A 21,920-nucleotide genomic window follows, 5' to 3' on the forward strand; every position below is an offset into this window, starting at 1 on the left:
TGCATTACCCCCGAATTTCATCAACATTCAGGCCACGTTTGGCTGCGATTTGAGCTGGTGACTTCATGTGCACCAACGCATCTACAGTTGCGCGAACGATGTTGATCGGGTTAGTAGAACCGTATGCTTTAGACAAAACGTTATGAACGCCTGCTACTTCCAATACGGCACGCATTGCGCCACCGGCAATAATACCGGTACCCTCTGATGCTGGTTGCATATAAACTTTAGAACCAGTATGGCGACCTTTAACTGGGTGATGCAAAGTACCTGCATTCAACTCCACGGTTACCATATTACGACGGGCTTTTTCCATTGCTTTTTGAATAGCAGCTGGAACTTCACGCGCTTTACCATAGCCATAGCCGATCTTACCGTTACCGTCACCCACTACTGTTAGTGCAGTGAAGCTAAAGATACGACCGCCTTTAACTACTTTAGAAACACGATTAACTGCAATCAATTTCTCTTGCAGATCGTCTTTTTGCTGAGCTTCTAATTTAGCCATTTTTATAACCCCTTAGAACTTCAGGCCAGCTTCACGAGCGGCGTCTGCTAATGCAGCTACACGTCCGTGATACTTGAAACCAGAACGGTCGAACGCAACAATAGCTACGCCCTTCTCGATCGCACGCTCAGCAACAATTTTACCTACTGCTTTAGCCGCATCTACGTTACCGGTACTCTTTAGTAGCTCTTTAACCGTTTTTTCAACGGTTGAAGCAGCTGCCAACACCTGAGCTTCAGGACTGATCACCTGAGCATAAATGTGACGCGGTGTACGATGTACAACCAGACGATTCACGCCTAGCTCTTGGATCTTCTTACGTGCACGTAGAGCGCGACGTAAGCGAGATGTTTTCTTATCCATATCGCGTTACCTACTTCTTCTTAGCCTCTTTACGGCGTACTACTTCGTCGTCATAGCGAACACCTTTGCCTTTGTAAGGCTCTGGTGGACGATATCCGCGAATCTCAGCAGCAACCTGACCAATTAACTGTTTATCAACGCCCGAAAGCACGATTTCAGTTTGGCTAGGGCACTCTGCAGTTACGCCAGCGGGGAGTTTGTGTACCAATGGATGTGAGAAACCTAATGTTAGATCAAGGTCACTACCAGCGATTTTCGCACGGTAACCAACACCAACTAATTTCAATTTCTTCACAAAACCTTGTGAAACACCAACAACCATGTTGTTTACGAGTGCACGTGCAGTACCAGCCTGTGCCCAAGCGCCATTAACGCCTTCGACAGGAAGAAACTTAACTTGTGCATCTTCGATTACAACATTTACCGCACTGTTGATTACTCGAGTCAGACTACCCTTACTGCCTTTGACGGTAAGTGTCTGTTCGTTTAAAGTCACCTCTACGCCTGCAGGAATAGTGACTGGTGCTTTTGCAACACGAGACATATCTAGCTCCTTTACGCTACGTAGCAGATAACCTCGCCACCCGTGCCATTTTGGCGGGCGGCACGATCAGTCATCAAGCCTTGAGAAGTGGACACAATTGCGATACCCAGACCGCCCATCACCTTAGGAAGTTCGTCTTTACCTTTGTAAATACGAAGACCTGGGCGACTTACGCGCTGGATAGTCTCAACGACTGGTTTGCCTTGGAAATACTTTAAAGTGATTTCTAATTCAGGCTTAGCTTCATCTGCTACGGCGTATCCAGTAATAAAACCTTCATCTTGAAGTAATTTCGCGATTGCTACTTTTAACTTTGCTGAAGGCATCTTTACAGATACGTGGTTAGCAGCTTGGCCGTTACGAATACGGGTTAACATATCCGCAATAGGATCTTGCATGCTCATATTAGCTTACTCCGTGACAGTGCTTACCAGCTGGCCTTACGCAGACCAGGAACTTCACCACGCATGGTAGCTTCACGTAATTTAATACGGCTTAAGCCGAATTTACGTAGGAAACCATGTGGGCGACCAGTTTGACTACAGCGATTGCGCTGACGCGCCGCGCTAGAATCACGTGGTAAAGCTTGCAACTTAAGCACAGCTTCCCAACGATCTTCTTCCGAAGTTGCTGGTGCGCTGATAATAGCTTTAAGTGCTAGACGCTTTTCAGCGTACTTAGTCACGAGCTGTGCACGTTTTGCTTCACGTGCTTTCATTGATGTTTTTGCCATTATGCTACCCTTATTTCTTGAATGGGAAGTTAAAAGCGGTCAACAAGGCATGACCTTCTTCATCAGTCTTCGCAGAGGTAGTGATAACAATATCCATACCGCGAATTTTATCGATTTTATCGTAATCGATTTCTGGGAAGATGATCTGCTCACGCACGCCCATTGCGTAGTTACCACGGCCGTCAAACGCTTTAGCGCTTAAGCCACGGAAGTCACGAATACGTGGGATTGCTATGTCAACTAAACGCTCTAAAAATTCCCACATACGCTCACCGCGTAGGGTCACTTTACAGCCAATAGGGTAGCCTTCACGGATTTTAAAACCAGCAACTGATTTACGAGCAACAGTTACAATTGGCTTTTGGCCAGCAATTGCAGTCATATCACGGAGCGCATGCTCCATAACTTTCTTGTCTGCTACTGCTTCGCCCACACCCATGTTCAGGGTGATTTTTTCAATCCGAGGGACTTGCATGACACTGCTATAGCCGAACTTTTTAGCTAGTTCAGCGACGACAGTCTCTTGATATTTATCATGCAGTTTCGCCATCGTTTACTCCAATTACTTAATGAGTTCACTATTCGATTTAAAGAAACGGACTTTTTTGCCGTCTTCGAATCGGAAACCAACACGATCTGCCTTGCCTGTGGCTTGGTTAAAGATCGCTACGTTTGATGTTTGTATCGGTGCTTCTTTCTCGATAACGCCGCCAGTCACGCCCAATTGTGGGTTTGGCTTCTGGTGCTTTTTAACAAGATTGATGCCTTCAACAATTAATTTACCAGTTGGTAGGACTTGAGAAACTTTTGCGCGTTTACCCTTGTCTTTACCTGCTAGTACAATTATTTCGTCTTCACGACGTATTTTTGCTGCCATTTTGAAGCTCCTTACAGTACTTCTGGTGCCAATGACACAATCTTCATGAACTGCTCTGTACGCAATTCACGTGTCACTGGGCCAAAGATACGAGTACCAATCGGTGCAAGGTTCGCGTTAAGCAATACCGCTGCATTCCGATCGAAGCGAATGACAGAACCGTCTGGACGACGTACGCCTTTCTTAGTACGGACTACCACCGCGTTATATACATCACCTTTCTTCGCTTTAGCGCGAGGAATGGCTTCTTTAACAGAAACCTTGATGATGTCGCCGATGCCGGCATAACGACGATGAGAGCCACCCAAGACCTTAATACACTGAACTCTACGAGCGCCACTGTTACACGCGACGTCTAGAGTCGATTGCATCTGGATCATTTAAAGTGCTCCGCTATCGTTACTATACAATTCCCACTATGGGAGTATATTTTTTGACCCGAAAAGACTAGGATTTAGTCGATTTGGGCGCGCAAGTATAACACCACATATTTTGAATGCATAGCAAAATAAAACAAACGGCTCCAGTTACTGGAGCCGTTCACGATAAACCTAATAAAATTAGGCTTTAGTTACTACTTCAACCAGGGCCCAAGACTTAGTCTTAGATAAAGGACGGCACTGACTAATAGTCACTACGTCGCCTTCGTTACACTGATTTGTTTCGTCATGTGCATGGATCTTTGTCGTACGCTTAATGTATTTCCCATAAAGTGGGTGTTTCACTTGGCGTTCGATAGCAACAGTAATGGACTTGTCCATTTTGTTGCTAGTTACTCGTCCTTGCAAAGTACGGATTTTATCAGACATTACGCACCTGCCTTAGAAGTAATAATGGTCTTAACACGTGCAATGTTACGACGCACTAATTTCAACTGATTCGTTTGAGTCAATTGACCAGTAGCGTGTTGCATACGCAGGTTAAACTGCTCACGCAGCAGACCAAGTAATTCAGTGTTAAGTTCTTCAACACTCTTTTCTCTTAGTTCGCTCGCTTTCATTACATCACCGTCTTAGTTACGAAGGTAGTCTTCAGAGGTAGTTTAGCTGATGCTAAAGCGAAGGCTTCACGAGCCAAAGCTTCAGAGACACCATCCATCTCATAAAGAACCTTACCAGGTTGAATCTGACATACCCAGTATTCAACGTTACCTTTACCTTTACCCATACGCACTTCAAGAGGCTTAGAGGTAATTGGCTTGTCAGGGAAAACTCGAATCCAAATTTGTCCTTGACGCTTTACGTGACGTGTCATGGCACGACGTGCAGATTCGATTTGACGTGCAGTTAAACGGCCGCGGCCGACTGCTTTCAAACCGAAAGTACCAAAGCTAACTTCAGTACCGTTCGCTAGACCACGGTTGCGGCCTTTGAACATCTTGCGAAACTTCATACGTTTAGGTTGCAGCATTAAAGTTTCTCCTATTTAGCACGAGGCTTACGCTTAGGTTGCTGCTTAGGCTCTTCGATCTGTGGTACTAAACCGTCTAGAACTTCACCTTTGAAGATCCAAACTTTAACACCAATCACACCATACTGGGTGTGACTTTCAGAAGTCGAGTAGTCGATATCAGCACGTAAAGTATGTAAAGGTACACGACCTTCACGATACCACTCAGAACGCGCGATTTCAGCACCACCTAAACGGCCGCTAACTTCAACTTTGATACCTTGAGCACCAATGCGCATTGCGTTTTGAACTGCGCGCTTCATAGCGCGACGGAACATAACACGACGCTCTAACTGCTGAGCAATAGAGTCAGCAACGAGCTTAGCGTCTAATTCAGGCTTACGGATCTCAGCGATGTTGATTTGAGCAGTAGTGCCAGTGATTTTAGCCACTTGTGCACGTAATACTTCAACGTCTTCACCTTTCTTACCAATCACAACACCTGGACGGGCAGTGTGAATCGTAACGCGGATGCTTTTCGCTGGGCGTTCGATAACAATCTTAGATACTGATGCGGCTTTTAACTTTTCAGTTAAATATTGACGCACTTCCCAGTCGCTGTTCAGATTATTTGCATAATCTGATTTATCGGCGTACCAGGTCGAGATCCAAGGCTTGGTGATACCCAGACGGATACCATTAGGATGTACTTTCTGTCCCATTGCTCTCTTCTCCTAGCGATCTGCTACAACCACAGTGATGTGGCTGGTACGCTTCATGATACGATCAGCGCGGCCTTTGGCACGTGGCATGATGCGCTTCATCGTTGGGCCTTCATCTACGAAGACGGCTCCAACTTTAAGCTCATCAATATCCGCACCTTCGTTGTGTTCGGCGTTTGCGATAGCTGAGTCAAGTACTTTTTTAACTAGTACGGCGGCTTTCTTGGGGCTGAAGGTCAAAATCTCGAGTGCCTTAGAAACAGGCAAACCACGGATCTGATCAGCAACTAGACGGGCCTTCTGCGCAGACGTACGAGCAAAACGATGTTTAGCTAAAACTTCCATCTTATTCCTCCCGTATTAACGCTTCTTCGCTTTCTTATCTGCAGCATGGCCGCGATAAGTGCGAGTTGGTGAAAATTCACCAAGCTTGTGACCGATCATTTCGTCAGTTACGAACACAGGTACGTGCTGACGACCATTATGGACAGCGATGGTCAACCCAATCATATTAGGGATGATCATTGAGCGGCGAGACCAAGTTTTAATTGGCTTTTTATCTCCCGCTTCCATCGCTTTCTCTACCTTCTTCAGCAAGTGCAGGTCAATGAAGGGACCTTTCTTGAGAGAACGTGGCATGGCGAATCCTCTTACTTATTTATTACGACGACGTACGATGTACTTGTCAGTGCGCTTGTTACTACGAGTTTTATAACCCTTAGTTGGCACACCCCATGGACTCACTGGATGACGTCCACCAGAAGTACGACCTTCACCACCACCGTGTGGGTGATCTACCGGGTTCATTGCAACACCACGAACTGTAGGGCGTACGCCTCTCCAGCGCTTGGCACCTGCTTTGCCTAACTGGCGTAGCATGTGCTCGGCATTACCAACTTCACCAAATGTCGCGCGGCAATCAACTGGAACTTTACGCATTTCGCCAGAGCGAAGACGTAGAGTTGCATATGCGCCATCACGAGCAATAACTTGCACGTATGCACCTGCAGAACGCGCGATTTGAGCACCTTTACCAGGCTTCATTTCAACAGCGTGAACAACAGAACCCACAGGGATGTTGCGCAGAGGCATAGAGTTGCCAGTCTTGATTTCTGAACCAACGCCTGATTGGATTGGATCGCCTGACTTCATGCCTTTAGCAGCAAGAATATAGCGACGCTCACCATCGGCGTACAGTACTAACGCGATGTGCGCTGTACGGTTTGGATCATATTCAATACGTTCAACTTTTGCAGGAATACCATCTTTATTGCGTTTGAAGTCAATTAGACGGTAATGCTGCTTGTGACCACCACCAACGTGACGGACAGTGATACGACCAGTATTGTTACGGCCACCACTTTTAGATTTTTTCGCCAACAGCGCTGCAAAAGGTTTACCCTTATGCAAGTCTGTATTCACCACTTTAACTACGTGGCGACGACCTGGAGAGGTTGGCTTACACTTAATAACTGCCATGATAATTCTCCTTTGCTTACTCAGCGCCGCCGACGAAATCGATGTCAGCACCAGCAGCTAAAGTAACATAAGCTTTTTTCCAATCGCTACGACGACCTACACGGCCACCGGTACGCTTAGTTTTGCCTTTGTTTACTAGAGTGCGAACTGAATCTACTTCAACTTCAAATAGCTTCGCAACAGCAGCTTTAATCTCTGCTTTAGTCGCATCGATTGCTACGCGGAAAACAACAGTGTTTGTCTTCTCGGCAACCACAGTGCTCTTTTCAGAGATGTGCGGAGCTAGAATAACTTTTAGCAAACGTTCTTCGCGGATCATGCTAGCATCTCCTCGATTTGCTTCACTGCATCAGCAGTAACAAGAACAGTGTTGAACGCAATTAGACTCACTGGGTCTAGACCCGCTACGTCACGAACGTCAACCTTGTATAAGTTGCGAGCTGCTAAGAATAAGTTCTCATCAACTTCAGCAGTAACAATTAGAACGTCTTCTAAGTTCATTGCTTTCAGTTTAGCTTTCAGCTCTTTAGTTTTAGGAGCTTCAACACCGAACGATTCAACAACAACTAAACGCTCTTGACGTACCAATTCAGACAGAATGCTCTTAAGAGCACCACGGTACATCTTCTTGTTAACTTTTTGGCTGTGATCTTGGGTTTTAGCAGCGAATGTTACGCCACCGCCACGCCAGATTGGGCCTTTAACACTACCGGCACGAGCGCGGCCTGTGCCTTTCTGGCGCCATGGCTTTTTGCCAGAGCCAGTTACTTCCGCACGAGTCTTTTGAGCACGAGTGCCCTGACGCGCGTTTGCAGCGTAAGCTACAACTACCTGATGAACCAGTGCCTCGTTAAAGTCACGGCCGAAGGTAGTTTCGGAAACTTCAAGAGCGCTCTGCGCGTCTTTCAATACCAATTCCATTACTATCTCCTCAGACCTTAAGCTTTAACTGCTGGCTTGATAATCAAGTCACCATTGGTAGCGCCTGGAACTGCGCCGCGTACTAGTAACAAGTTACGCTCTGCATCAACACGTACTACGTGTAGATTTTGAGTTGTTACTTGCTCAGCACCCATATGGCCTGACATTTTCTTGCCTTTGAATACACGACCAGGCGTTTGGTTCTGACCGATAGAACCATTCGAACGGTGTGCCAAAGAGTTACCGTGAGTCATATCTTGAGTACGGAAGTTCCAACGCTTAACGCCGCCTTGGAAGCCTTTACCTTTTGATTGACCGGTAACGTCTACTTTCACAGTGTCTGCGAAAATATCAACATTAAGCTCAGCACCTACTTCAATGCCTTCGCCTTCACCATCTGCCAAACGCATTTCCCACAAACCACGACCGGCTTCTACGCCGCCCTTGGCAAAGTGACCTGCTTCAGCTTTAGTGATGCGATTGGCTTTTTTGGTACCAGTAGTCACTTGAAGTGCACGGTAACCGTCAGTTTCTAAAGTTTTCACTTGAGTAACACGGTTGCCAGCAACTTCAATTACTGTTACTGGGATCGACACACCATCTTCAGTGAAGATGCGAGTCATACCCACTTTACGACCGATAAGACCGATAGCCATCTCTCAAACCTCTTCTAAGGATCTCAATTAACCTAAGCTAATCTGAACGTCGACACCAGCCGCAAGATCGAGACGCATTAACGCATCTACTGTCTTTTCTGTTGGCTCTACGATGTCAACTAAACGCTTGTGAGTACGGATTTCGTACTGATCACGAGCATCTTTATTAACGTGCGGAGAGATCAAAACGGTAAAACGCTCTTTGCGAGTAGGTAGTGGAATTGGACCACGAACCTGCGCGCCTGTACGCTTAGCAGTTTCAACGATTTCCGCTGTAGACTGATCAATCAAACGATGATCAAAGCCTTTCAAGCGGATACGGATTCTTTGGTTCTGCATTGACCAGAGCTCCTAAAATGGACATATAAAAAATCACCCTCTAGCTATTTCCCCGAAGGAAAAGCAGAGCGAGATGATTTAACCGTTTGACTCCCAATCGGAGTCACTATGATAATGTTTAACCCTAAGGTTAAGCATATTAACGCTGCACGAGTCAGCGAGTGGGCAATTATACAGATCTTTTCTACTAGATCAAGCCCAGTGCGTAAAAAATATTCTAACTCATCCTTTACGTCTTATTAGCGCGGCATTCTACAGTTTTTATTGTAGAAAGCTAGCCTTAAAAACAAAAAGGAAGCCGAAGCTTCCTTTTTTAGCGTTTGATAAAATCAGCAATTAAGCGATGATTTTAGCAACAACACCAGCACCAACAGTACGGCCACCTTCACGGATAGCGAAACGTAAACCGTCGTCCATCGCGATTGGGTAAATTAGAGTAACAACCATCTTGATGTTGTCACCAGGCATAACCATTTCTACACCTTCTGGCAATTCGATAGTACCAGTTACGTCCGTAGTACGGAAGTAGAACTGTGGACGGTAGCCTTTGAAGAATGGAGTGTGACGTCCGCCTTCTTCTTTTGACAACACGTATACTTCTGATTCGAAAGTAGTGTGTGGGTTGATAGAAGCAGGTTTTGCTAATACTTGACCACGTTCTACGTCATCACGCTTAGTACCACGTAATAACACACCACAGTTCTCACCTGCACGACCTTCGTCAAGCAGTTTACGGAACATTTCAACACCAGTACAAGTTGTCTTAGTAGTCGCTTTAACACCTACGATTTCAACTTCGTCACCAACGCGAACGATACCACGCTCAACACGACCAGTCACAACAGTACCACGACCAGAGATCGAGAATACGTCTTCGATTGGAAGTAGGAATGGCTTATCGATGTCACGCTCTGGCTCAGGAATGTAAGAATCTAAAGCTTCTGCAAGCTCAATGATCTTAGCTTCCCACTCTGGCTGGCCTTCTAGTGCCTTAAGAGCAGAACCTTGGATAACTGGTAAGTCATCACCTGGGAAATCGTATTCAGAAAGAAGTTCACGAACTTCCATTTCTACTAATTCTAGTAATTCTTCGTCATCAACCATGTCACACTTGTTCATGAATACGATGATGAAAGGTACACCTACTTGACGAGAAAGTAGGATGTGCTCACGAGTTTGTGGCATTGGGCCATCTGTCGCAGCAACTACTAGGATTGCGCCGTCCATCTGTGCAGCACCAGTGATCATGTTTTTAACATAATCCGCGTGACCTGGGCAGTCTACGTGTGCGTAGTGACGTGATGGAGTGTCATATTCGATGTGAGAAGTATTAATAGTAATACCGCGCTCGCGCTCTTCTGGAGCGTTATCGATTTGAGCAAAGTTACGCGCTTCGCCGCCGTATGTCTTAGACAATACAGAAGAGATAGCAGCTGTAAGAGTTGTTTTACCATGGTCAACGTGACCAATTGTGCCTACGTTTACGTGAGGCTTTGAACGTTCAAATTTAGCTTTTGCCACGATATATTCCTTTCTTTTCAGAAGTGTTCGAACTCTTCGAACTATATAACATTATTTCGTAACTATAAATTAGCTACGAGATTCAATAATAGCTTTTGCTATGTTTTGCGGTGCATCGGCATACTTCAAAAACTCCATAGAGTATGAAGCACGGCCTTGAGTAGCAGAACGCAAATCAGTCGCATAACCAAACATTTCAGCTAGAGGCACTACTGCATGTATGAGTTTAACACCACCGATGCCATCATCCATACCATCAATTAGACCACGGCGACGATTTAAATCACCAACCACGTCACCCATGTAGTCTGCAGGTGTAGTGACTTCTACTTTCATGCAAGGTTCGAGCAAGGAAGGATTCGCCAGTAGCGCCCCTTTTTTAAAGCCCATAGAACCTGCAATTTTGAAAGCCATTTCGTTCGAGTCCACATCATGATATGAACCATCGAACAACGTAACTTTCACGTCAAGCACAGGGAAGCTGGCTAAAACACCATTCTTCATCTGTTCTTGAATACCTTTGTCTACTGCAGGGATGAATTCACGAGGGATCACACCACCTACAACTTCATTGACAAACTCGTATCCGGCGCCTTCTTCTAATGGCTCCAGCTTTAACCATACATGGCCAAACTGTCCGCGACCACCAGACTGACGTACGAACTTACCTTCGACTTCAACCGAAGAACGAATGGTTTCACGATAGGAAACTTGAGGTTTACCTACGTTACACTCGACACCAAATTCGCGACGCATACGGTCTACGATAATGTCTAAATGTAATTCACCCATTCCAGATATCAGTGTTTGAGCCGATTCTTCATCAGTCTCGACGCGGAAAGATGGATCTTCGGCTGCAAGTTTTTGCAAGGCGATAGCCATTTTATCCTGGTCGGCCTGTGATCTCGGCTCAACGGCAATGGTAATTACCGGTTCAGGAAACTCCATGCGCTCTAAAATCACTCTGTGATCGTTATCGCAAAGAGTATCACCTGTCGTCACATCTTTTAAACCAATAGCCGCGGCTATATCACCTGCACGTACTTCTTTTAACTCACTACGGTCATTAGCGTGCATTTGCACGATACGTCCTACGCGTTCACGTTTCTGTTTAACAGAGTTGTAAACACCTGAGCCTGATTGCAGTACGCCGGAATACACACGGATAAAAGTCAATGTGCCAACAAAAGGGTCAGTCGCTATCTTAAATGCTAACGCCGCAAATGGAGCGTTGTCATCAGATGGGCGCTCAACTTCTGCATCGTGCTCGTCGATACCTTTAATTGCAGGTACGTCGATTGGCGCTGGCAAATAGTCGATCACAGCATCTAAAACCGCCTGCACACCTTTGTTCTTAAAAGCAGAACCACAAGTGGCTAACACGATTTCATTATTGATGGTGCGCTGACGCAATGCTTGCTTAATCTCTTGTTCTGATAGATTACCTGTTTCCAAGTATTTATCCATCAATTCTTCAGAGGCTTCAGCAGCAGCTTCTACTAGATACTCATGCATTTCAGCAGCCTTAGCCGCCAAATGAGCAGGAATTTCTTCATAAGTGAAGCTCATGCCCTGATCTTCTTCAGACCAGTTAATGGCTTTCATCTTAATGAGATCAATAACACCTTTAAACTCTTCTTCTGCACCTATATTCATTTGAATCGGCACACAAGTCGCGCCAAGGCGAGTTCTGATCTGGTCAACCACACGGTCAAAGCTAGCACCTGCACGGTCCATCTTGTTAACAAATACCATACGCGGGACGCGATACTTATCAGCTTGACGCCATACAGTCTCAGATTGAGGCTCTACGCCAGATGAGCCGCAAAATACCACTACGGCACCATCTAATACGCGCAGAGAACGCTCAACTTCAATCGTGAAGTCTACGTGACCTGGGGTATCGATGATATTAATTCGGTGTTCAGTGAACTGAGCATCCATACCACGCCAAAAGGTCGTTACAGCAGCTGAGGTGATAGTAATACCACGCTCTTGCTCTTGTACCATCCAATCTGTCGTCGCGGCGCCATCGTGCACCTCACCGATTTTGTGAGACAAGCCGGTATAGAACAGAACACGTTCTGTTGTGGTAGTTTTACCTGCATCCACATGAGCAACAATACCGATATTACGATAACGCTCAATTGGGGTTATACGAGCCACTAATTATACCCTCTCAACTAAAACCTTAGTTTTAGCAATATCAACAACAGAGGTGTGAGCAATGCCCACACCAACAAATTACCAGCGGTAATGAGCAAAGGCTTTGTTAGCTTCAGCCATGCGATGCACGTCTTCACGCTTCTTAACAGCAGTACCTTTGTTTTCAGACGCATCTAGCATTTCACCTGCTAGACGTAGAGCCATAGATTTTTCACCACGTTTGCGAGCAGCTTCAACTAACCAGCGCATCGCTAGTGCGTTACGACGCACTGGACGAACTTCACATGGTACCTGGTACGTAGAACCACCAACGCGACGAGATTTAACTTCGACTGATGGGCGAACATTGTCCAGGGCTGCTTCAAGGATAGATAAATGTGCTTCGCTTTTCTTTTCAGCGACAACATCTAATGCCTTGTAGATAATTTTTTCAGCAGTCGACTTTTTGCCGTCCTGCATGATGACGTTGATGAACTTAGCCAACAACTCACTGTGAAACTTTGGATCTGGTAGGATTTTACGTTGTCCTACAACGCGACGTCTTGGCATAACAATTCTCCGTATGCTTCAGGTATTTCCAAAACTGGAATATTTACAAAAACAAGCTTGGCCTTACTTAAACGGGCAAGTTAAGACTTAGGACGCTTAGCACCGTACTTAGAACGACCTTGACGACGTGTATTCACGCCGGCACAGTCTAGTGCGCCACGAACTGTGTGATAACGCACACCTGGTAAGTCTTTAACACGACCACCACGGATTAGGATAACACTGTGCTCTTGCAGGTTGTGGCCTTCACCGCCGATGTACGAAGTGACTTCGAAACCGTTAGTTAGACGCACACGCGCTACTTTACGTAGTGCAGAGTTAGGTTTTTTAGGGGTAGTTGTGTACACACGAGTACAAACTCCACGCTTTTGTGGGCACGCATTCAACGCTGGCACATTAGTCTTTTCGACTTTTGGCGCGCGTGGCTTACGTACCAACTGGTTTACAGTTGCCATGTAATAGCTCCGATAAGTTGAATCAATCTCAACAATTAGGTGTGAAAAATCTATATCCCACAATGGTGGGACGCGGAATTTTAGAAAGGTAAGGGCCAACTGTCAAGAAATAGCCAACTTTTCATGCAAATTCCAATAAAAAAGGCGCCAAAGGCGCCTTTTGATAACAAACTCGTTACTTATTCTTCGCCACCGGCCAAGTTTAGTAGGTCTGCTAGGTTCTGTTCAGCTTCACTTGCCGTGGTCACTGATGGTGCTACTTTAGCTGCCGCTTTCTTGGCATCTTCTATCGCACGTTGTGCATTACGCTTCTTGTGGTAAGCATAACCAGTACCCGCTGGGATCAAACGACCAACGATTACGTTTTCTTTCAGACCACGTAATTGATCACTCTTACCGCCAACTGCCGCTTCAGTTAACACGCGAGTGGTTTCCTGGAACGATGCTGCAGAGATGAAAGATTCGGTCGCCAAAGAGGCTTTGGTGATACCGAGTAATTCGCGCTCGAACGTTGCAGGCGTCTTACCTTGAGCAATTAGCTCACGGTTAGCAATCTTAACGCGCGATACTTCTGCTTGCTCACCTTCGAGGAACTCAGTGTCGCCCGCTGAAGTGATTAAACACTTACGTAGCATCTGACGAATGATCACTTCGATGTGCTTGTCGTTGATCTTAACGCCCTGTAGACGGTAAACATCCTGTACTTCGTTCACAATGTAGTTTGCTACATTGTGGATACCACGAAGACGTAAGATGTCATGTGCCGCTTCTGGACCGTCTGCGATAACTTCGCCACGTTCAACTTTTTCACCTTCGAACACGTTCAAGTTACGCCACTTAGGGATCATCTCTTCATAATGCTCACTACCATCAGCAGGAGTGATCACTAGACGACGCTTACCCTTAGTTTCCTTACCAAACGAGATAGTACCTGAGATCTCTGCAAGAATTGCAGGCTCTTTCGGCTTACGCGCTTCGAATAAGTCAGCAACACGTGGTAGACCACCTGTGATGTCGCGTGTTTTAGACGATTCTTGTGGAATACGTGCTAATGCGTCACCAACGTTGATCTTAGCGTTATCGTCTTTAGCGACAATCGCGTTACCCGGTAAGAAGTACTGAGCTGGTACTTCTGTACCAGGGATCATTAAATCATTACCATCGGCATCAACTAGGCGAATCGCTGGACGCATTTCTTTACCCGCTGAAGTACGTGCACCTACGTCTAGTACTACAACAGAAGAAAGACCTGTTAATTCGTCAGTTTGACGCGTCATGGTCACGCCGTCGATCATATCAACGAACTTCACGCTACCAGCAACTTCAGAGATAATTGGGTGAGTATGTGGATCCCAGTTAGCGATGATTTCGCCCGCTGTGACTTCAGTGTCTTCCAATTTCTCAAGCACGGTACCGTAAGGCACTTTATAACGCTCTTTCTCACGACCTAGCTCATCGATAATAGCAAGTTCAGAAGAACGAGAAACGATAACTAACTTACCGTCGATGTTAGATACATGCTTAGCATTATGTAACTTCAGAGAACCCGCGTTCTTAACTTGAACGTTGTTTTCAGCTGAAGCTCGTGATGCCGCACCACCGATGTGGAAGGTACGCATGGTTAGCTGTGTTCCTGGCTCACCAATTGACTGAGCAGCAACTACACCAATGGCTTCACCGTGGTTAATAATATGACCACGAGCCAAATCACGACCGTAACAAGCAGCACAAACACCAAAATCAGTTTCACAGGTAATTACGCTGCGAACGATAACTTCATCAACACTGTGCTCTTCTAATGTGTCACACCATGCTTCATCAAGCAGCGTGTTACGTGGTGCAAGAATCTCTTCAGAACCAGGCTTTAACACGTCAACTGCAACTACACGGCCCAGTACGCGCTCGCGCAACGGCTCAACAACATCACCACCTTCAATTAGCGGCTTCATTGTTAGACCATGTTCTGAACCACAATCATCTTCAATGACAACTAAATCTTGTGCAACGTCTACTAGACGACGAGTCAAATAACCCGAGTTTGCTGTCTTCAATGCGGTATCGGCAAGACCTTTACGCGCACCGTGAGTAGAAATAAAGTACTGGAGTACGTTTAGACCTTCACGGAAGTTAGCCGTAATTGGGGTTTCGATGATAGAACCATCTGGTTTTGCCATCAGACCACGCATACCCGCCAACTGACGGATCTGTGCGGCACTACCACGCGCGCCCGAGTCAGCCATCATATAGATGCTGTTAAACGAGGCTTGTTTCTCTTCAACACCATCACGGTTAATCACTGTCTCAATAGACAGGTTTTCCATCATAGCTTTAGAAACTTTTTCGTTAGCGCTTGCCCAGATATCGATAACTTTGTTGTAACGCTCACCGGCTGTCACTAGACCAGACTGGAACTGCTCTTGAATTTCAAGAACTTCCGCTTCTGCATCTGCAACTAAGGTGTATTTCTCGTCAGGGATAACCATGTCATCGATACCCACAGAGGCACCAGAGATGGTCGCAAAACGGAAACCGGTATACATCAATTGGTCAGCGAAGATAACGGTATCTTTCAGACCTAGTTGACGATAACAAGTGTTTAGCAATTTAGAAATCTGCTTCTTACCCATGTTCTGGTTAACCAGATCATAAGATAAACCTTCAGGCAGAATAAGCGACAGTAATGCACGACCAATCGTGGTATCTACAATACGCGTTGCTTTGGTTTTTTCACCATCTGCATCTATGCTCGTTTCTGTAATACGTACTTTAACGCGTGCATGTATTTCAGCTACGCCAGTGGCATAAGCTTTCTCTACCTCTGACACATCAGAGAAGACCATGCCTTCACCTTTGCCGTTAATACATTCGCGGCTGGTGTAGTACAAGCCTAATACAACGTCCTGAGACGGAGTAATAACAGGCTCACCGTTAGCAGGTGACAGAATGTTGTTAGTCGACATCATTAGCGCGCGAGCTTCTAACTGAGCTTCAAGCGTTAATGGGACGTGAACAGCCATTTGGTCACCGTCGAAGTCGGCGTTGTATGCCGCACAAACTAACGGGTGCAATTGAATTGCTTTACCTTCAATCAGAACAGGTTCAAATGCTTGAATACCCAGTCTGTGAAGTGTTGGTGCACGGTTAAGCATCACAGGATGTTCACGAATCACTTCGTCTAACACATCCCATACTTCTGCCTGCTCACGCTCAACCATTTTCTTAGCCGCTTTGATGGTAGTAGCTAAGCCACGACCTTCTAACTTGCCATAAATGAAAGGCTTGAATAGCTCAAGTGCCATCTTCTTAGGAAGACCACACTGGTGCAGACGCAAAGTTGGACCTACGGTAATTACCGAACGGCCTGAATAGTCAACACGCTTACCAAGTAAGTTCTGACGGAAACGACCTTGCTTACCCTTGATCATATCGGCAAGAGATTTAAGCGGACGCTTGTTAGAACCGGTAATAGCACGACCGCGACGACCGTTATCTAATAGCGCATCAACTGACTCTTGTAACATACGCTTTTCGTTACGTACGATAATGTCAGGCGCAGCTAAATCTAACAGACGCTTTAAACGGTTGTTACGGTTGATTACGCGGCGGTACAGATCGTTAAGATCCGAAGTCGCGAAACGACCACCATCTAACGGCACTAATGGACGTAGATCAGGTGGCAGAACCGGTAATACTTTTAAGATCATCCACTCTGGCTTGTTGCCAGAAGTGAAGAATGCTTCCATCAGCTTAAGGCGTTTTGTCACCTTTTTACGACGGGTTTCAGAGTTGATTGACGGCAACTCTTCACGCATTTGCTCGATCTGTTCTTCTAAGTTGATAGCACGTAACAATTCAAGAACTGCTTCAGCCCCCATCTTAGCTTCGAACTCATCACCGTACTCTTCTAACGCATCAAGATACGTTTCTTCGGTCAGCATTTGGCCGCGCTCAAGCGTGGTCATGCCAGGCTCAATCACAACAAATGATTCGAAATACAGTACGCGTTCAATATCACGCAACGTCATATCAAGCATTAAGCCGATACGTGACGGAAGTGATTTCAAGAACCAAATGTGGGCAACTGGGCTTGCAAGATCAATGTGACCCATACGCTCACGACGTACTTTAGTCTGGGTAACTTCTACGCCACACTTCTCACAGATAACGCCACGGTGCTTCAAACGCTTGTACTTACCGCACAAACATTCGTAATCTTTCACTGGACCGAAGATACGCGCACAGAACAAACCTTCACGTTCTGGCTTGAATGTACGGTAGTTAATGGTTTCTGGCTTTTTAACTTCACCAAATGACCAAGAACGGATCAAGTCTGGCGAAGCCAAACCGATTTTTATACCGTTAAATTCTTCAGTCTTACTTTGCTGTTTAAGAAACTTTAATAAGTCTTTCACGTTTCTCTCCTGAAGGAGTTAAACCAGGTGCTTTGCAGGGCAAAGCACCCTTGGTTACCAAACACTGCTTAAGAGCGATGCTTACTCTTGATCCAACTCGATATTAATACCGAGTGAACGAATTTCCTTCAACAATACGTTGAAAGACTCAGGCATGCCTGGTTGCATCTGATGATTGCCGTCGACGATGTTCTTATACATCTGTGTACGACCATTAACGTCATCTGACTTAACCGTTAGCATTTCCTGCAGAGTATATGCAGCACCGTATGCTTCTAGTGCCCACACTTCCATCTCACCGAAACGCTGACCACCGAATTGAGCTTTACCGCCCAATGGTTGTTGAGTCACTAAGCTGTATGAACCCGTAGAACGAGCATGCATCTTGTCATCAACTAAGTGGTTCAGTTTGAGCATGTACATGTAACCAACGGTTACTTTACGCTCAAATTCGTTACCGGTACGGCCGTCACATAAGGTCAACTGGCCAGACTCTGGTAAGCCTGCAAGAGCAAGCATTTGCTTGATCTCTTTCTCTTTAGCACCATCGAATGCTGGTGTTGCGATTGGAATACCACCCTTAAGGTGAGTCGCCAAACGGACAACTTCATCATCGCTGAATGAATCGATATCAACGCGCTGTAGCACGTCATCACCTAACTCATACACTTGCTTGATGTAACCACGAAGCTCGGCAATTTCACGCTGCTCTTCGAGCATAGCAGTGATCTTATTACCTATGCCTTTAGCGGCAGCACCCATGTGGACTTCAAGTACCTGACCTATGTTCATACGCGATGGTACGCCCAACGGGTTAAGCACGATATCTACTGGATTACCTTCTTCATCGTATGGCATGTCTTCAACAGGACAAATCTTAGAGATTACACCCTTGTTACCATGACGACCGGCCATTTTGTCACCAGGCTGGATAGTACGTTTAACTGCAAGGTAAACCTTAACAATCTTAAGTACGCCAGGTGCCAAGTCATCACCTTGAGTGATCTTGCGACGCTTGATTTCAAATTTCTTATCAAAGTCAGCTTTTAGCTCTTCATGTTGCTCAGCTAATTGCTCAAGTTCTGTCTGCTTAGCTTCGTCATCAATCACTTGGACTAATACGTCTTTACGTGGCAACTCAGCTAATTTAGCTTCTGAGTAGCCTGCAGAAAGTAACAAGTTGCGCGCACGGCTTAATACGCCTTCTTCAAGGATCTTAAACTCTTCACCTAGGTCCTTGCGGGCCTGAGCAACATGCATTTCTTCGATTTCAAGGGCACGCTTATCTTTCTCAACGCCATCACGAGTGAAGACTTGAACATCGATAATGGTACCTTTTACTGAGTTAGGAACGCGCAATGAGCTGTCCTTAACGTCAGACGCTTTCTCACCAAAGATAGCTCGGAGAAGTTTCTCTTCAGGGGTCAACTGTGTTTCGCCTTTTGGCGTCACTTTGCCCACTAGAATGTCGCCACCCTTCACTTCGGCACCAATGTATACGATACCTGACTCATCTAATTTAGACAGAGCAGATTCACCTACGTTTGGAATATCGGCAGTGATTTCTTCGCTACCCAACTTAGTATCACGAGCAATACATGAAAGCTCCTGAATGTGGATAGTGGTGAAACGGTCTTCTTGCGCTACGCGCTCGGAAATTAAGATCGAATCTTCGAAGTTGTAACCGTTCCAAGGCATGAACGCGATACGCATGTTCTGACCTAGCGCCAACTCACCTAAATCGGTAGAAGGACCATCGGCTAATACGTCACCACGAACCACTGGCTCACCAACGAAACAACAAGGACGCTGGTTAATACAAGTGTTTTGGTTAGAGCGGGTGTACTTAGTTAAGTTGTAGATGTCGATACCCGCTTCGCCTGGGCGTAGCTCATCTTCATTTACCTTAACCACGATACGGCTAGCGTCAACGTAATCAACCACACCGCCACGCTTAGCAACAACCACAACGCCTGAGTCAACAGCTAGCGTACGTTCAATACCTGTACCTACTAACGGCTTATCAGCACGTAGTGTAGGTACGGCTTGACGTTGCATGTTCGCACCCATCAATGCACGGTTAGCATCATCGTGTTCTAGGAACGGAATCAAGGACGCTGCAACAGAAATAATCTGCTGTGGTGATACATCCATGTACTGGATGTCAGCTGCGCGCATAAAGGTAGACTCACCTTTGTGACGACAAGCAATTTGTTCTTCAACCATGCGGCCAGTGCTATCAACTTCGATGTTAGCCTGTGCAATCACATAACGGCCTTCTTCGATAGCTGATAAGTACTCAACTTCATCGGTAATCACCCCATCAATCACTTTGCGGTAAGGTGTTTCCAAGAAACCGTAAGAGTTAGTGCGGGCAAAACTCGCTAGCGAGTTGATCAAACCAATGTTTGGACCTTCAGGCGTTTCGATTGGACATAAACGACCATAGTGAGTCGGGTGTACGTCGCGGACTTCGAAGCCTGCGCGTTCGCGTGTCAAACCACCAGGACCAAGCGCAGAAATACGACGCTTATGCGTGACTTCTGACAATGGGTTGTTCTGATCCATAAACTGTGACAGCTGCGAAGAACCAAAGAATTCTTTCACTGCCGCAGAAATAGGCTTAGCGTTAATTAAGTCTTGTGGCATTAGCTCGTTTAGATCGCCTAAAGATAGACGTTCACGAACGGCGCGCTCAACACGGACTAGACCAACACGGAATTGGTTTTCAGCCATTTCACCTACGCTACGAATACGACGGTTACCAAGATGGTCAATGTCATCCACTTCATCGTAACCATTACGGATTTCGATGATTTTCTTCATAACGCAAACGATGTCATCTTTTGACAATACGCCATTACCTTCATCTTCAGCTATCTCAAGACGACGGTTGAACTTCATACGACCTACTTTAGATAAGTCATAACGCTCTTCACTGAAGAACAAGTTCTGGAATAATGCTTCAGCTGCATCTTTGGTTGGCGGCTCGCCAGGACGCATCATACGATAGATTTCAACTAAGGCTTCTAAGCGGTTAGTTGTAGAATCTATGCGTAATGTGTCAGAAATATAAGCGCCGTGATCAAGATCGTTAATGAACAGGGTGTCAATTTCTTTAATGCCAGCAATCGATAACTTAGCTAAATCTTCTAAGCTAATTTCGCTGTTAGCAGTAACTAATACTTCACCTGTATCTTCATCGATATAGTCTTGAGCAGCATACTTACCAACGATGTAATCTACTGGCACTTCAAGCTCAGTAGTGTTGGACTGTTCAAGTTGCTTAATGTGACGGGCAGTAATACGACGACCAGCTTCAACTAAAACACTACCATCAGCAGCTTTAATGTCATAGCTTGCAGTCTCGCCACGAAGGCGATCTGGCACAAGTGCCATCACTAAAGAGTCTTTCTTAATCTTGAACTGAATACGTTCGAAGAATAAGTCTAAGATATCTTGAGTTGAATATTCTAGTGCGCGTAACATGATAGTCGCAGGTAATTTACGGCGACGGTCGATACGAACGAACAAGGCGTCTTTAGGATCGAATTCAAAATCGAGCCATGAACCACGGTAAGGAATAATACGTGCGTTATACAGCACCTTACCTGAAGAGTGGGTTTTACCACGGTCATGGTCGAAGAACACGCCTGGAGAACGGTGTAACTGAGATACGATAACACGCTCAGTACCGTTGATAACGAAGGTACCGTTATCAGTCATCAATGGGATATCACCCATGTAGACTTCTTGTTCTTTAATATCTTTTACTGTGCCTGCTGCGGCTTCACGATCGAATAACACCATACGCAATTTAACGCGTAATGGAGCCGAATACGTAACACCACGGATCTGACACTCTTTCACATCAAATACTGGCTCACCTAGCTTGTAGCTGACATATTGCAGCTCAGAGTAACCAGAAAAGCTCTTGATAGGAAAAACGCTACGGAAAGCGGCTTCAAAACCACGCTCACCGGTAGGGTCTTGATCGGTGAATTTCTTAAAAGAGTCTAGTTGGATAGACAATAGATAAGGGATATCCAACACCTGTGGACGCTTACCAAAGTCTTTGCGAATACGCTTCTTTTCAGAATAGGAGTAAACCATGGGTTTCCTCTGCTTACGGAATGTGACCAAGACTGAAATAAATTTAATTAAATCAGCACGTTTGCCTATCACCCTTGTTGACAAGAACCTAACCAGTAATCTCTGCTAGGGACTGTTAAAACTGGCGAAAAAAGGTGAAAAAAATCGCCTGCGCATAAAGCGCAAAAAAGGCC

The 21,920-nt window shown here is 45.7% G+C and carries 25 protein-coding genes; all 25 read right to left on the bottom strand.

The features are described 5' to 3' along the window. Positions 1 to 4 precede the first annotated feature (4 nt). Entirely contained in the window at positions 5 to 508 is a 504-nt protein-coding gene (gene rpsE, locus H5073_RS05040; protein ID WP_137224583.1) for a 30S ribosomal protein S5, read from the bottom strand. 12 nt (positions 509 to 520) lie between these two features. Further along, positions 521 to 871, bottom strand: coding sequence for a 50S ribosomal protein L18 (gene rplR / locus H5073_RS05045; RefSeq protein WP_011494650.1), 351 nt, complete (start codon positions 869 to 871; stop codon positions 521 to 523). A 10-nt stretch (positions 872 to 881) separates the two neighbouring features. Then, entirely contained in the window at positions 882 to 1,415 is a 534-nt protein-coding gene (gene rplF / locus H5073_RS05050; protein ID WP_182677612.1) for a 50S ribosomal protein L6, read from the bottom strand. 11 nt (positions 1,416 to 1,426) lie between these two features. Further along, positions 1,427 to 1,819: a 30S ribosomal protein S8 gene (rpsH, locus tag H5073_RS05055; RefSeq protein ID WP_011494648.1), complete on the bottom strand. Its 393-nt coding sequence runs from the start codon at positions 1,817 to 1,819 to the stop codon at positions 1,427 to 1,429. 23 nt (positions 1,820 to 1,842) lie between these two features. Further along, the gene (rpsN, locus tag H5073_RS05060) at positions 1,843 to 2,148 is read right to left on the bottom strand and encodes a 30S ribosomal protein S14 (RefSeq protein WP_182677614.1); all 306 of its coding nucleotides are present in this window, start codon (positions 2,146 to 2,148) and stop codon (positions 1,843 to 1,845) included. 10 nt (positions 2,149 to 2,158) lie between these two features. Next, positions 2,159 to 2,698, bottom strand: coding sequence for a 50S ribosomal protein L5 (rplE, locus tag H5073_RS05065; RefSeq protein ID WP_011494646.1), 540 nt, complete (start codon positions 2,696 to 2,698; stop codon positions 2,159 to 2,161). Between the two features lie 12 nt (positions 2,699 to 2,710). Continuing rightward, a complete protein-coding gene (gene rplX, locus H5073_RS05070; RefSeq protein ID WP_011494645.1) occupies positions 2,711 to 3,025 on the bottom strand; it encodes a 50S ribosomal protein L24 in 315 nt (104 codons plus the stop codon). A gap of 11 nt (positions 3,026 to 3,036) precedes the next feature. Continuing rightward, the gene (gene rplN / locus H5073_RS05075) at positions 3,037 to 3,405 is read right to left on the bottom strand and encodes a 50S ribosomal protein L14 (RefSeq protein ID WP_011494644.1); all 369 of its coding nucleotides are present in this window, start codon (positions 3,403 to 3,405) and stop codon (positions 3,037 to 3,039) included. A 180-nt stretch (positions 3,406 to 3,585) separates the two neighbouring features. Continuing rightward, on the bottom strand, positions 3,586 to 3,834 hold the full coding sequence (rpsQ, locus tag H5073_RS05080) for a 30S ribosomal protein S17 (protein WP_011494643.1): 249 nt from the start codon (positions 3,832 to 3,834) through the stop codon (positions 3,586 to 3,588). After that, complete coding sequence (rpmC, locus tag H5073_RS05085; protein WP_011494642.1) at positions 3,834 to 4,025, bottom strand: 50S ribosomal protein L29; 192 nt, start codon at positions 4,023 to 4,025, stop codon at positions 3,834 to 3,836. The genes rpsQ and rpmC overlap by 1 nt, the downstream gene beginning before the upstream one ends. Next, positions 4,025 to 4,435, bottom strand: a complete 411-nt coding sequence (rplP, locus tag H5073_RS05090) for a 50S ribosomal protein L16 (RefSeq protein WP_182677616.1) — start codon at positions 4,433 to 4,435, stop codon at positions 4,025 to 4,027. The genes rpmC and rplP overlap by 1 nt, the downstream gene beginning before the upstream one ends. Before the next feature lie 11 nt (positions 4,436 to 4,446). After that, the gene (gene rpsC, locus H5073_RS05095; protein ID WP_011494640.1) at positions 4,447 to 5,136 is read right to left on the bottom strand and encodes a 30S ribosomal protein S3; all 690 of its coding nucleotides are present in this window, start codon (positions 5,134 to 5,136) and stop codon (positions 4,447 to 4,449) included. A 12-nt stretch (positions 5,137 to 5,148) separates the two neighbouring features. Then, positions 5,149 to 5,481 (bottom strand): 50S ribosomal protein L22, encoded by a 333-nt coding sequence (gene rplV / locus H5073_RS05100; RefSeq protein ID WP_011635644.1) that lies wholly within the window; start codon positions 5,479 to 5,481, stop codon positions 5,149 to 5,151. Between the two features lie 15 nt (positions 5,482 to 5,496). Beyond that, positions 5,497 to 5,775: a 30S ribosomal protein S19 gene (gene rpsS / locus H5073_RS05105; protein ID WP_006083596.1), complete on the bottom strand. Its 279-nt coding sequence runs from the start codon at positions 5,773 to 5,775 to the stop codon at positions 5,497 to 5,499. 15 nt (positions 5,776 to 5,790) lie between these two features. Beyond that, on the bottom strand, positions 5,791 to 6,615 hold the full coding sequence (rplB, locus tag H5073_RS05110; protein WP_011494638.1) for a 50S ribosomal protein L2: 825 nt from the start codon (positions 6,613 to 6,615) through the stop codon (positions 5,791 to 5,793). 16 nt (positions 6,616 to 6,631) lie between these two features. Further along, positions 6,632 to 6,934, bottom strand: coding sequence for a 50S ribosomal protein L23 (gene rplW, locus H5073_RS05115; RefSeq protein WP_011494637.1), 303 nt, complete (start codon positions 6,932 to 6,934; stop codon positions 6,632 to 6,634). Next, positions 6,931 to 7,536, bottom strand: coding sequence for a 50S ribosomal protein L4 (rplD, locus tag H5073_RS05120; RefSeq protein ID WP_006083599.1), 606 nt, complete (start codon positions 7,534 to 7,536; stop codon positions 6,931 to 6,933). Before rplD ends, rplW begins: the two co-directional genes overlap by 4 nt. Positions 7,537 to 7,553: 17 nt before the next feature. Next, complete coding sequence (rplC, locus tag H5073_RS05125; protein ID WP_182677618.1) at positions 7,554 to 8,192, bottom strand: 50S ribosomal protein L3; 639 nt, start codon at positions 8,190 to 8,192, stop codon at positions 7,554 to 7,556. A 27-nt stretch (positions 8,193 to 8,219) separates the two neighbouring features. Continuing rightward, positions 8,220 to 8,531 (bottom strand): 30S ribosomal protein S10, encoded by a 312-nt coding sequence (rpsJ, locus tag H5073_RS05130; RefSeq protein WP_011494635.1) that lies wholly within the window; start codon positions 8,529 to 8,531, stop codon positions 8,220 to 8,222. 336 nt (positions 8,532 to 8,867) lie between these two features. Then, entirely contained in the window at positions 8,868 to 10,052 is a 1,185-nt protein-coding gene (gene tuf / locus H5073_RS05135) for an elongation factor Tu (protein WP_182677620.1), read from the bottom strand. Between the two features lie 69 nt (positions 10,053 to 10,121). Beyond that, positions 10,122 to 12,218, bottom strand: a complete 2,097-nt coding sequence (gene fusA, locus H5073_RS05140; protein ID WP_182677622.1) for an elongation factor G — start codon at positions 12,216 to 12,218, stop codon at positions 10,122 to 10,124. A 78-nt stretch (positions 12,219 to 12,296) separates the two neighbouring features. Next, complete coding sequence (gene rpsG / locus H5073_RS05145; protein WP_011494632.1) at positions 12,297 to 12,767, bottom strand: 30S ribosomal protein S7; 471 nt, start codon at positions 12,765 to 12,767, stop codon at positions 12,297 to 12,299. Positions 12,768 to 12,847: 80 nt separating this feature from the next. After that, entirely contained in the window at positions 12,848 to 13,222 is a 375-nt protein-coding gene (gene rpsL, locus H5073_RS05150) for a 30S ribosomal protein S12 (RefSeq protein ID WP_011494631.1), read from the bottom strand. A 179-nt stretch (positions 13,223 to 13,401) separates the two neighbouring features. Further along, a complete protein-coding gene (rpoC, locus tag H5073_RS05155; RefSeq protein WP_182677624.1) occupies positions 13,402 to 17,634 on the bottom strand; it encodes a DNA-directed RNA polymerase subunit beta' in 4,233 nt (1,410 codons plus the stop codon). 81 nt (positions 17,635 to 17,715) lie between these two features. Then, positions 17,716 to 21,747, bottom strand: coding sequence for a DNA-directed RNA polymerase subunit beta (rpoB, locus tag H5073_RS05160; RefSeq protein ID WP_182677626.1), 4,032 nt, complete (start codon positions 21,745 to 21,747; stop codon positions 17,716 to 17,718). Positions 21,748 to 21,920: the final 173 nt, after the last annotated feature.

It is taken from the genome of Shewanella sp. SR44-3, assembly GCF_014163735.1.
Lineage (GTDB): Bacteria > Pseudomonadota > Gammaproteobacteria > Enterobacterales > Shewanellaceae > Shewanella.

What these genes read in the sequence shown, in the direction of transcription:
- rpsS (WP_006083596.1), bottom strand. Translation starts at nt 5,775, where the DNA reads ATGCCACGTTCTCTCAAGAAAGGTCCCTTCATTGACCTGCACTTGCTG.
- rpsC (WP_011494640.1), bottom strand. Translation starts at nt 5,136, where the DNA reads ATGGGACAGAAAGTACATCCTAATGGTATCCGTCTGGGTATCACCAAG.
- rplP (WP_182677616.1), bottom strand. Translation starts at nt 4,435, where the DNA reads ATGCTGCAACCTAAACGTATGAAGTTTCGCAAGATGTTCAAAGGCCGC.
- rpsL (WP_011494631.1), bottom strand. Translation starts at nt 13,222, where the DNA reads ATGGCAACTGTAAACCAGTTGGTACGTAAGCCACGCGCGCCAAAAGTC.
- rplR (WP_011494650.1), bottom strand. Translation starts at nt 871, where the DNA reads ATGGATAAGAAAACATCTCGCTTACGTCGCGCTCTACGTGCACGTAAG.
- rpsN (WP_182677614.1), bottom strand. Translation starts at nt 2,148, where the DNA reads ATGGCAAAAACATCAATGAAAGCACGTGAAGCAAAACGTGCACAGCTC.
- rpsQ (WP_011494643.1), bottom strand. Translation starts at nt 3,834, where the DNA reads ATGTCTGATAAAATCCGTACTTTGCAAGGACGAGTAACTAGCAACAAA.
- rpmC (WP_011494642.1), bottom strand. Translation starts at nt 4,025, where the DNA reads ATGAAAGCGAGCGAACTAAGAGAAAAGAGTGTTGAAGAACTTAACACT.
- rpsG (WP_011494632.1), bottom strand. Translation starts at nt 12,767, where the DNA reads ATGCCAAGACGTCGCGTTGTAGGACAACGTAAAATCCTACCAGATCCA.
- rpsH (WP_011494648.1), bottom strand. Translation starts at nt 1,819, where the DNA reads ATGAGCATGCAAGATCCTATTGCGGATATGTTAACCCGTATTCGTAAC.
- rpsE (WP_137224583.1), bottom strand. Translation starts at nt 508, where the DNA reads ATGGCTAAATTAGAAGCTCAGCAAAAAGACGATCTGCAAGAGAAATTG.
- rplC (WP_182677618.1), bottom strand. Translation starts at nt 8,192, where the DNA reads ATGGCTATCGGTCTTATCGGTCGTAAAGTGGGTATGACTCGCATCTTC.
- rplV (WP_011635644.1), bottom strand. Translation starts at nt 5,481, where the DNA reads ATGGAAGTTTTAGCTAAACATCGTTTTGCTCGTACGTCTGCGCAGAAG.
- rplF (WP_182677612.1), bottom strand. Translation starts at nt 1,415, where the DNA reads ATGTCTCGTGTTGCAAAAGCACCAGTCACTATTCCTGCAGGCGTAGAG.
- rplW (WP_011494637.1), bottom strand. Translation starts at nt 6,934, where the DNA reads ATGATCCGCGAAGAACGTTTGCTAAAAGTTATTCTAGCTCCGCACATC.
- rplD (WP_006083599.1), bottom strand. Translation starts at nt 7,536, where the DNA reads ATGGAATTGGTATTGAAAGACGCGCAGAGCGCTCTTGAAGTTTCCGAA.
- rpsJ (WP_011494635.1), bottom strand. Translation starts at nt 8,531, where the DNA reads ATGCAGAACCAAAGAATCCGTATCCGCTTGAAAGGCTTTGATCATCGT.
- rplX (WP_011494645.1), bottom strand. Translation starts at nt 3,025, where the DNA reads ATGGCAGCAAAAATACGTCGTGAAGACGAAATAATTGTACTAGCAGGT.
- rpoB (WP_182677626.1), bottom strand. Translation starts at nt 21,747, where the DNA reads ATGGTTTACTCCTATTCTGAAAAGAAGCGTATTCGCAAAGACTTTGGT.
- rplN (WP_011494644.1), bottom strand. Translation starts at nt 3,405, where the DNA reads ATGATCCAGATGCAATCGACTCTAGACGTCGCGTGTAACAGTGGCGCT.
- rplE (WP_011494646.1), bottom strand. Translation starts at nt 2,698, where the DNA reads ATGGCGAAACTGCATGATAAATATCAAGAGACTGTCGTCGCTGAACTA.
- rplB (WP_011494638.1), bottom strand. Translation starts at nt 6,615, where the DNA reads ATGGCAGTTATTAAGTGTAAGCCAACCTCTCCAGGTCGTCGCCACGTA.